The 11996-nt window shown below is 73.8% G+C and carries 9 protein-coding genes; 3 read left to right on the top strand and 6 right to left on the bottom strand.

What is annotated here, in order from left to right:
• The first annotated feature begins 38 nt into the window (after positions 1-38).
• Positions 39-1088 carry a beta-ketoacyl-ACP synthase III gene (locus ACIO1C_RS02935; protein WP_401858040.1) on the top strand — a complete coding sequence of 350 codons (1050 nt, stop codon included), beginning with the start codon at positions 39-41 and terminating at the stop codon, positions 1086-1088.
• A gap of 56 nt (positions 1089-1144) precedes the next feature.
• Here ACIO1C_RS02935 and ACIO1C_RS02930 read toward each other — a convergent pair whose 3' ends face one another.
• Positions 1145-1990, bottom strand: coding sequence for an SDR family NAD(P)-dependent oxidoreductase (locus ACIO1C_RS02930; RefSeq protein WP_401857708.1), 846 nt, complete (start codon positions 1988-1990; stop codon positions 1145-1147).
• 197 nt (positions 1991-2187) lie between these two features.
• The gene (locus ACIO1C_RS02925; protein ID WP_401857705.1) at positions 2188-3588 is read right to left on the bottom strand and encodes an FAD-binding oxidoreductase; all 1401 of its coding nucleotides are present in this window, start codon (positions 3586-3588) and stop codon (positions 2188-2190) included.
• Between the two features lie 139 nt (positions 3589-3727).
• Here ACIO1C_RS02925 and ACIO1C_RS02920 point away from each other — a divergent pair, with 139 nt between their 5' ends.
• The gene (locus ACIO1C_RS02920; RefSeq protein WP_401857702.1) at positions 3728-4648 is read left to right on the top strand and encodes a LysR substrate-binding domain-containing protein; all 921 of its coding nucleotides are present in this window, start codon (positions 3728-3730) and stop codon (positions 4646-4648) included.
• A 26-nt stretch (positions 4649-4674) separates the two neighbouring features.
• Here the strand turns inward: ACIO1C_RS02920 and ACIO1C_RS02915 are convergent, their stop codons facing one another.
• Positions 4675-5349, bottom strand: a complete 675-nt coding sequence (locus ACIO1C_RS02915) for a winged helix-turn-helix domain-containing protein (RefSeq protein WP_401857700.1) — start codon at positions 5347-5349, stop codon at positions 4675-4677.
• A gap of 572 nt (positions 5350-5921) precedes the next feature.
• Here ACIO1C_RS02915 and ACIO1C_RS02910 point away from each other — a divergent pair.
• Positions 5922-7133, top strand: a complete 1212-nt coding sequence (locus ACIO1C_RS02910; protein WP_401857698.1) for a S8 family peptidase — start codon at positions 5922-5924, stop codon at positions 7131-7133.
• Positions 7134-7193: 60 nt separating this feature from the next.
• Here ACIO1C_RS02910 and ACIO1C_RS02905 read toward each other — a convergent pair whose 3' ends face one another.
• From ACIO1C_RS02905 to ACIO1C_RS02895, 3 genes are all read right to left on the bottom strand, one after another.
• Positions 7194-7994 carry a DUF427 domain-containing protein gene (locus ACIO1C_RS02905; RefSeq protein WP_401857695.1) on the bottom strand — a complete coding sequence of 267 codons (801 nt, stop codon included), beginning with the start codon at positions 7992-7994 and terminating at the stop codon, positions 7194-7196.
• Positions 7995-8164: 170 nt separating this feature from the next.
• Complete coding sequence (locus ACIO1C_RS02900; RefSeq protein WP_401857692.1) at positions 8165-9322, bottom strand: S1 family peptidase; 1158 nt, start codon at positions 9320-9322, stop codon at positions 8165-8167.
• A 151-nt stretch (positions 9323-9473) separates the two neighbouring features.
• Complete coding sequence (locus ACIO1C_RS02895; protein ID WP_401857689.1) at positions 9474-11861, bottom strand: PQQ-binding-like beta-propeller repeat protein; 2388 nt, start codon at positions 11859-11861, stop codon at positions 9474-9476.
• Positions 11862-11996 lie beyond the last annotated feature (135 nt).

Below are 11996 nucleotides of genomic sequence, written 5' to 3'. Positions count from 1 at the left end.
GGGGCGGCGCGACGGCGGGGGGCCCGGCGGCCGGCGGAGTGGTCCGGCGCCTGCGCGCCGCCGCGACCGTGCCGGGCTCGCGCATCCTCGGCGTCGGCGCCTACCGGCCCGCCCGCGTGGTGGGCAACGCCGAGGTCGCGGGGGCGATCGATTCGAGCGACGAGTGGATACGGCGGCGGTCGGGCATCGCCAGTCGCCGGTTCGGCGCCCCGGACGACACGGTCGTCAGCATGGCGGTCGCCGCGTCCGTCAAGGCGCTGGCCCAGGCGGGGATCGCGCCCGACGCGGTGGACACCGTACTGCTGGCGTCCATGTCCCATCTGGAGCAGTCGCCCCCGGCCGCGCCCCGGGTCGCCCACCGGATGGGGGCGACCTCGGCGGGCGCCATGGACGTGGGCGCCGCCTGCGCGGGTTTCTGCCACGCGCTCGCGACGGCCGACTCGCTGATCAGGTCGGGCAACAGCCGGCATGTGGTGGTCGTGGGCTCGGAGCGGATGACCGACATCGTGGATCCCACGGACCGGGGTACGGCGTTCCTCTTCGGGGACGGCGCCGGCGCGGTGGTGGTCGGCCCGTCGGCCGAGCCGGGGGTGGGACCGGTGGTGTGGGGGGCCGAGGGCGAGCGCCACGAGGCCATCGCCCACTCCTCGCCCTGGTCGGGGCGGGAGGAGGCGGACGCGTCGGCGGCCCGGGAGGCCGGGGCCGTACCGCCGCCCCCACCGCGGGCCGTACCGCCCACCCTGCGGATGGACGGGCCCGCGGTGTTCCGGTGGGCCGTCGGTACGGTGCCGAGGACGGCCCGCGCCGCACTGGCCGCCGCCGGGCTGACCGTCGGGGATCTCGCCGCGTTCATCCCGCACCAGGCGAACCTGCGCATCATCGACGGGGCGGCCAGCGCGCTGCGGCTGCCGCCCCATGTGGCGGTGGCCCGGGACATCGTCCACGCCGGCAACACCTCCGCCGCCTCCATTCCCCTCGCCATGGAGGGAATGCTCGCGCAGGGCACGGTGTCCGGCGGCGGGCTGGCGCTGCTGGTGGGCTTCGGCGCGGGTCTGACCCACGCGGCCCAGGTGGTGGCCCTGCCCTGAGCCCGTACGTCCCCGAAGCCAGGGGCCGTACGTCCCGGGGCAGGGCCCGGGGCGGTTCAGGAGAGCCAGGGGCCGGTGAACGCGTGCACGGCGGAGCCGTCCAGGTCGGCCAGTTTGATCGCGGCGAGACCGCGCGCCACGTCGGAGGTCTGCACCCGGAAGGCCGGCTCGGGTGCGGTGAGCACCTCGACGACCGAGGCGGCGGCGTCCTCGGAGCTCTGCGCCTGCTCGAAGAAGCCCGCGGTGTTCTCGAAGTAGGCCTTGAAGGCGGCTTCGTACGGGCCGGCGTTCTCGACCAGGCCGGGGAGGGAAGGACCGAGGCTCGCGACGAACTCGCTGGCCACCGCGCCCGGTTCGACCACCGAGACCCGTACCCCCGTGGTCGCCGCGACGGGGGCGAGGGACTCCAGGAAGCCCTCGACGGCGAACTTGGCAGCGCAGTAAGCCTCGTTGAAGGGCTGGCCCACCACCCCGCCGAGGCTGCTGACGGTGATGACCCGCCCACCGCTCGCGCGCAGGTGCGGCAGCGCCGCCAGGGTCAGCTCCACCACGCCGAAGAAGTTCACCTCCATCACGGACCTGAAGGCGTCGACGCCTATCTGCTCGACCGTGCCGAGCTGCCCCACACCGGCGTTGTTGATCACCGCGTCGAGGTGTCCGTACGTGGCGACCGCGTCGGCCACCGCGGCCGCGACGGACGCGGGGTCGGTCACGTCGAGGTGTGCGACGCGCACCCGGTCGGTGACACCGGCCTCGTCCACGGCCGCGCGCAGGGCTCCGGCCTTTCCGGTGTCACGCAGGGTCGCGACCACCTGCCAGCCCGCTCGGGCCGCGGCCACCGCGGTGGCCAGGCCGATGCCGGAGGAGGTGCCGGTGATCAGGACGGTGCGGAGGGCAGTCATGGGTATCTCTTCCGGAGAGCGCGGTCACGGGCGCGGGGTCGGGGAGTCACGCCGGACCCCTCCGCGACGGGCGGAGTCGGTGGGGTCCGGCGTTCCGCCCACCGTGCCACCGCCCCCAGGACCGGCCAACCCCTAACTCCCCCGCCTCTAGGGGTGTGTTGACCATGCGGTCCACCGGCGCGCGGGCGGCCCGGGGCTCAGACCGCCTTGCCCGGATTCAGTGTGTGGTACGGGTCGAACGCGGCCTTGATCCGGCGTTGCAGGGCGTGGTTGTCGGCGCCCAGCTCCTCGGCGATCCACTGTCGTTTGAGCAGTCCCACCCCGTGTTCGCCGGTGAGGGTCCCGCCGAGTTTCAGCGCGACGGCGAAGATGTCGCCGGCCGTCTCCCAGGCGGCTTCCGGCAGTTCGGGCAGGGCCGGGTCCACCACGATGATGGGGTGCAGGTTGCCGTCGGCGGCGTGCGCGAGGGTGAACACCGGCACACCGCGCCGCGCGGAGATCTCCTCGATGGCGCGCACCGCCTCGGCGAGCCGGGAGCGGGGCACGGCGATGTCCTCGATCAGGGGGCGGCCGAGGCGTTCCAGCGCGGGCAGGGCCAGCCGGCGGGCGGCGAGCAGGGCGCCCGCCTCCGCCTCGTCGGCGGCCACCGTGACCGACGCGGCGCGCCCCTTCAGTACGGTCACGACCCGTTCCGCCTCGGCCCGCGCACCGGCGCCGTCGCACTGCACGATGAGCAGGGCCGCGCCCCGCTCGCGCAGGGTCGTGCCCTCGGCCGCGTCGATCGCGGCGAGCACGGGGCCGTCCAGCAGCTCCGCCATCGCGGGCTCGATGCCGGCCGCGGTGATCGCGCTCGCGGCATCGGCGGCGGCGTCGAAGGTGTCGAAGGAGGCCGCGAGGGTGGCGGTGTCGACGGGGACCGGCCGCAGGCGTACGGTCGCGGCGGTGATGACGGCGAGGGTCCCCTCCGAGCCGGTGAGCAGCGCCGTCAGGTCGTACCCCGTCACGCCTTTGACGGTGCGCCGGCCGGTCCGTACGACCGTACCGTCGGCCAGGACGGCCTCCAGGCCCAGCACGCTGTCCCGGGTGACGCCGTACTTGGCGCAGCGCAGTCCGCCCGCGTTGGTGGCGATGTTGCCGCCTACCGTGGAGATGGCGGCGCTGGCCGGGTCGGGCGCGTAGCGCAGTCCGTGCGCGGCGGCGGCCCGGTCGAGGTCGGCGGTGATCACGCCCGGTTCGACCACGGCGAGCTGGTCGTCCGGGGACAGTTCGAGGATGCGGTTCATCCGGGACAGGTCGAGGATCAGGCTTCCCTCGCCCGCGGTCGCGCCGCCGGACAGGCCCGTCCCCGCGCCGCGCGGCACGACGGGCACCCGCAGCGCGTCGGCGTGCCGGAGGGCGGTGGTCACGTCGTCGGTGCGCCGGGCGTGCACGACGGCCAGCGGCTCGCCGCCCGCGGGGGCGCCGGACCGGTCCGTGGCGTAGGGCGCGACGTCGAGGGGGGCGCTGGTCAGCCGGTCGGGCGGCAGGTCCCTCGCGAGCAGCCCGAGCAGCCGCGCTCCCGCCGCCGCCTGCTCGACGGACTGGGTGGGGCTGTTCACGGTCCGGCCGTGGTGTGTGGCCTGCGCTCAGGTGTGTGCGGCATGCGCTCAGGATGGCCGACCCCGCCACACACGTCCAACAAGGAACTGCGATCACAAGTGATCAGGGATGCTTATTGGTTGGTGCTAGCGTGCGCCCATGGGTCCCGTCTTTGACATCGTCGCGCTGCGCAGCCTGGTCGCGGTCGCGGACCGGGGCGGGTTCCACCGTGCCGCCGAGGCGCTCGCGCTCAGCCAGTCCGCCGTCAGCCAGCATGTGCGGCGGCTGGAGAAGACACTGGGCCGTCCGGTGGTCGAACGGGCGGGCCGGGCCACGCGGTTCACCGAGGCGGGCAATCTCCTGCTCGAAGAGGCGCGCCGGATTCTCGGCGTCCACGACGAGGCCGCGCGGCGGCTGCTCGGTTCCGAACCCGCCACGATCGTGATCGGCTCCACCGAGCACGCGGCCGACCAGATCCTTCCCCGGATCACGGCGGCCGTCCACCGGACCCACCCGCGCTGCCGGGTCCGGTTCCGTATCGACCGCTCGGCCCGGCTGGTCGAGGCCGTCGACCGCAGGTCGGTCGACCTGGCGGTGTACGTGACGGAGGCGACCTCCACCGAGGGCATGCAGGTCGGCGGGCTGCCCCTGACCTGGTACGCCGCCCCGGGGTGGACCCCGCCGGCGGCCCCGGCGCCACTGCCGCTGGTGGCGGTCGAGGCGCCCTGCGCGATCCGCCGCCGGGCGCTGGACGTGCTGGCCGCGCGCGGGATCGCCGCCTCGGTCGTCTGCGACGCGGGCTATCTGGCGGGGGTGCTGGACGCCGCGCGGGCCGGGCTCGGGGTGGCGCTGCTGGCCACGGCGGGCCGGGCCCCGGACGGGCTGGTCGAGTACAAGGGCCTCCCGCCGGCCCCCGCGATCCGGATGAGCGCCCACGCCCGGCCGGGCGCCGATCCGGCGATGGTGATGCACGCGGTCGAGGCCGTGCGCAGCCTCCTGGTCGAGCTGGACGTGCACCAACCGGCGGCGTCGTCGGCCGCGCCGCCGCTGAGTCCCGCGACCGGCGGCGTCGCGACCTGACGTACCGGCGGCCGGGGCGTGTCCGTTCACGTCGGCTCGGCCCAGTCGGGGACGTACTTGTATCCGACACTGCGCACGGTCTGGACGGCTCCGCGCTGGTCCGGGCCCAGTTTCCGCCGTACGCGCGCGATGTGCACGTCGACCGTCCGGCCGTCGCGGATCTGGGCGTGGGGCCAGACCGCCGCGACCAACTGGTCGCGGGTGTGGACCCGGTGGGGATGTGCCACGAGGTGCGCGAGCAGTTCGAACTCCAGGTACGTGAGGTCGAGGCGGCGGCCGCCCACCTCCGCCGTACGGCGCGAGACGTCGATCCGTACGGGCCCCTCGCGGTCACCGGCGCCGTCCTCGGCGGGTGCTTCGGCACCGTGGCCCGGCGCCGGTCCGGTCGCCGGTCCCGACGCGGTGTCCGGCCCGGGCTCGTGGACAGGCTCGCGGACAGGCGGCGACGGTCTTCTCTCATTCCGCCCGCCGTCGTGCTCCCCCTCCCGTTCACCCGCCTGTTCGCCGGCCCGCACACCGGCGTGATCACCGGCCGGTACGAGCACCAAGTACCCCTGCATGGCGGGCTGGCCCGGCGCCAGGGTGGGCAGCGTGTGCGAGGGGGCGGGCAGCCATATCGTGCCGGGCGGCAGCGGGTCGGGCACCTCGTCGGCGGACGGCGAGGGCGTGGAGGCAGGGGTGTACGGCGGGCGGTTCGGCATGGGGGGCTCTTTCGCGCGGGGGAGGTCGTCAGGGACGTACACCGTGCGCGCCTGGCCCCGCGCTCCGGGAGCGAGGGGGACCCTGGGCCGTCTTCCTAAGCCGTGTCCCGGAGGGCCGACGCGCGAGTGACGCGACAACACAGCTCGTCGAAGTTGTGCTGTCGGCGGGACGGCCAGAAGCGCTCCACGACAGGCCCTGGGTCCGTGCGGCCTGTCACCGCGTGCTGAGGGCGAGCCATGCCTCCATTCAAGCAGACTCCCCCGCACGGCAGCCGGCGCCTTCGCGCCAACAGCGGCCCGCCCCGCGCGTGTCGTGCGGTCCCGCCAACCACCCGGCGCCCCGGGCGACTTGTAACGGGACGGTCATCAAGACGCAACGCCCGATTGCCGGATCGTGACGGCGCGCGGACAGAACGTAACGTCCCATGGCGGGGCCATGACATCTCCCGGAAACGGTTGTCCCGCCGGAACGGGCCGGTGCATCGTCACTGGGCGGCGTCCGACTCCCGTACGCCGCACCCCACTTGAGGCGCGAACACCACCCCGCGCCACTGATGCGAAGGACCTCCCCCATGGCAGCAGTGCGTACGAACAAGCGGCGTATCGCCACCGCGATCGCCACCGCGGCAACCGTGGCCGCGATCCTCGGAGCGGGCACCGCCCTGCCGGCCCAGGCCGCCCCGGCCGAAGGCAGAGTCCTGCACGCCGGCTCCGCCGACGCCGTCAGCGGCAGCTACATCGTCACGCTAAAGAAGACGGCCGGCTTCTCGGCCAGGGCCACCGAGGGCAAGCAGCTCATCGCCGGGTACGGCGGCAAGGTGAAGCGCACGTACACCTCCGCCCTCAACGGCTACGCCGCCTCCCTCAGCGGCACCGAGGCCGCGCGCCTGGCGGCGGACCCCGCCGTGGAGTCGGTCGAGCAGGACCAGAAGGTCTACGCGACGGCCACCCAGACCAGCGCCCCCTGGGGCCTGGACCGCATCGACCAGGCGAACCTCCCGCTGAACGGCACGTACACCTACCCGGACTCGGCGGGCGGCAACACGACCGTCTACGTCCTGGACACCGGGGTGCGCATCACCCACCAGCAGATCGCGGGCCGCGCCTCCTACGGCTACGACTTCGTCGACAACGACGCCACCGCGCAGGACGGTTACGGTCACGGCACCCACGTCGCCACCACCGTCGCGGGCACCACCTACGGCGTCGCCAAGAAGGCCAAGATCGTCGCGGTCCGGGTCCTCGGCAACGACGGCTCCGGCACCACGGCCGGCGTCATCGCGGGCGTGGACTGGATCACCGCCAACCACGTGGCGTCCTCCGTCGCGAACGTCTCGCTCGGCGGCGGCGCCAGCACGACGCTGGACAACGCGGTGAAGAACTCGATCGCCTCGGGCGTCACCTACTCCATCGCGGCGGGCAACTCCGGTGCCCCGGCGGCCAACTACTCCCCCGCCCGCGTGCCCACCGCCCTCACCGTCGGCGCCACCACCAGGACGGACGCGAAGGCCTCGTACTCCAACTACGGCGCGACCGTGGACATCTTCGCCCCGGGCTCGGCCATCACGGCGGGCTGGAACAGCTCCGACACCGCGACCTACACCGGCGACGGCACCTCGTTCGCCGCCCCGCACGTCGCCGGCGCGGCCGCGATCTACCTGACCAACCACCCCGGCGCCTCCCCGGCGACCGTGGCCGCCGCGCTGGTGAACGGCGCCACGTCCAACGTCCTGACCAGCATAGGCACCGGCTCGCCGAACAAGCTCCTCAAGCTCGTCCCGTAACGCTCGCGGACACGCCCCGGTCCCGCCGCCCGCACCACGGGCGGCGGGACTTCCGCGCCGCTACTCCTGGGCCGCCTCGTGCGTCACGCGCGTCACCGTGGGCGGCCGGGGCTGGAGTTCGCCGTCCAGGTACAGATCCACCCGCTCGTTGTAGAAGGCGACCAGTCCGGCGATCGGCGAGAGCTGACGGGTCGGGAAGTCGTACGCCCACACCAGGTCGTCGTGGACACCGGCGGGAGTCTCGACCGACCAGTAACCGCTCGTCGTCCCCTTGTACGGACAGGCGGTCACCGTGTCCGTGGGCAGCAGGAGGGTGAAGTCGACGTTCAGCCGGTCCAGGTAGTACCGGGTGGGCAGGCCCGTCTCGAACACCATGACCGAGGAGTCCGCCTCGGCCAGGACCACCCCGTCGAGTTCGACACGGATCTCACGTCCGGAGCGCAGGGCGTCCACGCGTGTGTACGGGCTCCTCGGGTGGACGAAGACCTGCTCGTCCTCCTCGTACCACGCGTCGAGCGTCTCCCACCGGAACCTGACCGTGCCCTCCAGGCCGTCGGACGCGCCCTCCGCCCACAGCCACCCCGCGTCGGGCACGACGGTGTCCCCCGCCTTCAGCGCCTGACGCCGCGCGGGTCCGGGGGTCAGCTTGAGGACGCGGTCCTCGTCCACCAGCTCGCAGTCGATCAGGTCGCCGACCGGGACCGAGTACTGCGGATAGCCGGGCCACTCCCACACGTACCGCGCCCGCAGGGTGTCCACCACCGCGCGTCCGCCGAGAAAGCCACGGATGCGGCGGGGGACCGGCTCGACGTGGCCGGCCGGTGTGATCATTTTGGGCTGGTTCGGCACAGAGTCCGTCATGATCCCCATTGTCCACCGGCGCCTGCCCGCCCGCATCCAGGCCCGTGCCCGCGTCCGCGTCCGGGTCCGGGGGCCGCTCCCGCTCCGGGGGCCGCGTCCGGGTCCGCGCCCGTCCAGCACTCGCCCCACGCGGCCGGGAGCCGGCCGGGTGGGGCGAGCGGGCCGGGCCGTCAGGCCGTGTGCAGCGTCAAGCCGTAGCGGCTCAGCACCGGATTGATCGGCTGGTAGAACGACTGGCCACCGGAGGTGCAGTTGCCCGAGCCGCCCGAGGTGATGCCCTGGGCCTGGTCGCCGCTGATGTACGAGCCTCCCGAGTCACCGCCCTCGACGCAGACGCTCGTCCCGGTCATCGCGTACACCGCGCCCTGGCTGTAGTTGACGGTGATGTTCTTGCCCTGGATGACACCGCAGCGCCAGTGCGTCGTGGAGCCCGAGCGGCAGATCGACGCGCCGACGGGAGCCTCGTTGGAGCCACGGACCAGCTGGTCGGAGACCGTGCCCCAGCCGAGGACCACCGGGACCGTCCACCAGCCGCTGCCGACGTTCACCCACGCGTAGTCGTTGCCGGGGAAGGTCGATCCCTGGAAGTTGCCGATGTACGAGCGGTCCCAGCCGTAGACCGCGGCGCCCGTGCCCCCGCAGTGACCGGCGGTCACGAACCCGCCGTACACGGAGAAGCCGATCGAACAGCGCACGTTGCCCGTGTAGTACGGGTCGCCGCCGACCGTGCCCGCGGCGGTGGTACGAGGCGCCTCGGCGGTCTCGGCGACCGTGACGGGCCCGCTCTTGAGGGCCTTGGCGACGAAGGCGCGGACATCGTTGTCGTCCTTGCGCTCCGCGACCACGTTGACCACGACCTGGTTGGTCCTGGGGTCGACCTGCCAGCTGCTGACGCCGGCCGGCGCGGTGAGCTTGTCGATCCGCTTCTTCGCCGCGTCGAGCTGCCGCTCGCTGTGGCGGACCAACTGGACGGCCGCACCGGTGGCCCGTACGGCGGCGGCCTTCTCGTCACCGGCGAGCGCGACGGTCAGGGTGCCGCTGGCGGGGTCGAACCAGGAGCCTCCGTAGGACGATCCCGCCACGCGCTGTGCCTTCGTGTCGACCGCCGTCGCCGTCTTCTCGGCGGCGAGGCGGGCCGTGGCCTGTTCCTTCGTCAGCCCGAGGTCTTTCTGGAGGGCGGTGAGCAGACCCGCGGAGGCCGGTGCCTCGGCGGACGGGGCGGAGGGAGCGGCGGGGGCGGCGGTGGCCGGGGCGAACCCGGCCGTCGACCAGGCGCCGACCAGGAGGAGTGCGGACAGGCCGGTACGTATGACTGTGCTGCGTCTCAAGGGAAGTGGCCCTTCTGTGTTCCAGTGGCGTGGGGGCGGAACAGCAGGCGCCTGAGAGCGCTCTCAGGCGTGCCAGCCGGAGCCTAACGGAGGTTCATGGGCAGGTCCATGCCAAGCGCCGGACTCCCCCGGTCCGCTCACTCCGGTCCGCTCACTCCCCGGCGGGCGGGCGCAGCGGGTCGACCGAGCGCAGGGACCCGTTCGCGAGCGTCACGATCGCACCGCCCGTCCGCAGGGGGGCCACCCCCTCCTGCATCCCCGAGGTGCTCGTCCCCATCGCGGCCGTCTGCCACCGCTTGGCGCCCGTCCGCAGGTCGAGCGCGACCAACCGCCCGCTGTAGCTGGACAGGTAGAGCGCCCCCTCCCGCTCCGACGCCGTCGGCGGTCCCAGCAGGTCCACGCCGGTCTCCCGGCTCCACACCCGGGCCCCCGTGTCAGGATCGACCGCCGTGACCCGCCCGGTCTCCTGGACGAACACGACATGGCCCCCCGCCACCGACGGCTTGCCCTCGGTGCGCGACGGCAGCTTCACCGTCCGCCTGTCGCCCGTACGGACATCGACCTTCACGAGCGAGGCGTACGACATCCCGGGACCGCCGTCCGGCACGAGGAGGTGGAGTGCGCCGCCCACGATCCCGATCGACTGGATGACCCCCTTCACCTGGGCCACCTCCTCCGGAGTGCCCTTCTCCGGGTCCAGCCGCAGCAGGGTCGTCCACCGGCCCTCGGGATCCGGCGTGCACACGGCGTACGGCACGGCGCCGGACACCAGCGGCACACATTCCGCCCCTTCGGGCACCGGCGCCGACCACAGCCGCTCGCCGGTCGTGGCGTCGCGCGCGACCAGCGCACCGGCGGAGAAGTTGTCGCGGAACAGCACCGCGCCGCCGAAGAACACCGCCGGGTGGTTGGCCACCCGCTTCGTCCAGAGTTGTTTCCCGGATTCCCGGTCCAGGACGATCAGGTCCGCCCGCAGCCCGTCCCCCGAAGCCGGGCCGACCACGAGCACCTGGCCGGAGCGTACGCCGATCGTGCTCGGCGTCCCCACATCCGTGTACGGGACCCGCCAGACGACCTTTCCCGAGGCGGCGTCGACGCGGGCCGCGGAGAAGCCGTCCCCCCGGCAGTAGAGGTCGAGTTCGTACGCCCGGCAGCCCTCGACGGCGGCGAAGGAGCCGTTTCCGTTCGAACTCGGCAGCGTCAGGTACCACGGCTTCCATCCCGCGGGCAGGGCCGCCTCCAGCGCGGGCGACGGGACGGCGCTCGCCGGAGGCTCGGGCCGCCCGCCGTCCGCGGCCGGCTCCCTCCCGGAGCCGTTGGTGAGCAGCGCCGCGCCGACGCCGAGGCCGGCCACGGTGAGCGCGGCCGCAGCGGCGAGCACGACACGGCGCCGGACGGACCGGCCCGGCCGCGAATCGGCACCGGCCGTGAGGGCCGGATCGGTCGTCGGGCCGGAGTCGGCCGTGGAAGCCGGGCCGGTCGCCGGGATGGAGTCGGCCGTGGGTACGGGGTCGGCCGTAAGCGCCGGGCCGGCCGCGAGGAAGGCTCTGGGCGCAGGCATAGGGGCCGACACGGGGGCGGCGCCGGACGCAGAGGCGGAACCGGATGTAGAGGCGGCGCCGGACGCAGAGGGGAGGCCTGACGCAGAGCTGGAACCGGACGCGGGCATGGGCCCGACCACCGCAATGTCGCCCGCCACAAGCCCCGGTTCGGCCGACTCGGCCGACTCGCCGTCCTCGGGCAATTCCTCCAGCATCTTCGTCAGTTCGGCCAGCCCCGGCCGCCCCGCCGGGTCCTTCGCCAGGCACCGTTCCACGATCCGGCGCAGCGCCGGCGCCACGCCGTCCAGGACGGGCCGCTCGTGCACCACCCGGTACATCGTGAGGTACGGGTTCTCGTCGTCGAAGGGCCCCCGGCCGGTGGCCGCGAACATGAGCAGCGCTCCGAGCGAGAAGACGTCCGAGGCGGCGGTCACCTCACGGGGGCGGTTCAGCTGTTCCGGCGACATGAACGGCGGTGTGCCCAGGACCCGTCCGGTGGTGGTGTACGACTGGTGGTCGGCCGCCCGGGAGATGCCGAAGTCGATGACCCGGGGCCCGTCCCCCGCCATCAGCACGTTCGCCGGTTTGAGGTCGCGGTGCACCACGTCGGCGCGGTGGATGTCGTCGAGCGCCTCCACCAGCCCCAGGGCCAGCCGCCGTAACTCCGCGGGCGGCAGCGGGCCTTCCCCGCCCACCCGGTGCGACAGGGTGGGGCCCGGCATGTAGAGCGTGGCCATCCAGGGCTGTACGGCGTCGGGATCGGCGTCCACCACCGACGCGGTGAACGCGCCGCTGACCCGTCTGGCGGCGGCCACTTCCTGCTTGAACCGGGTCCTGAACTCGTCGTCCCCGGCCAGTTGGGCATGCACCACCTTCACCGCCACCCGCATGCCGGAGGCGGAACTCGCCAGATAGACCACGCCCATGCCCCCGGAGCCGAGCCGGTCCAGCAGCCGGTAGCCGCCGATCGACTCCGGATCCACCGCGCTCAGCGGCACCCGCCCACGTCCTTCCCCCACCCACACCCACCGCGCCGTTGCGGCCGGCCGTCGCCCGGGGGCCGTCCCGCGATCCCCGGGCAGCAGTCTGCCGGGCGCCGCGATCTCCGTCACGCGGACAGCCACTTTTTCCCT

It is taken from the genome of Streptomyces sp. NPDC087420, from assembly GCF_044744165.1.
Taxonomy (GTDB): Bacteria; Actinomycetota; Actinomycetes; order Streptomycetales; family Streptomycetaceae; genus Streptomyces.
The sequence above is the reverse complement of the archived record's forward strand: the minus strand, read 5'-3'. Positions and strand labels throughout refer to the sequence as shown.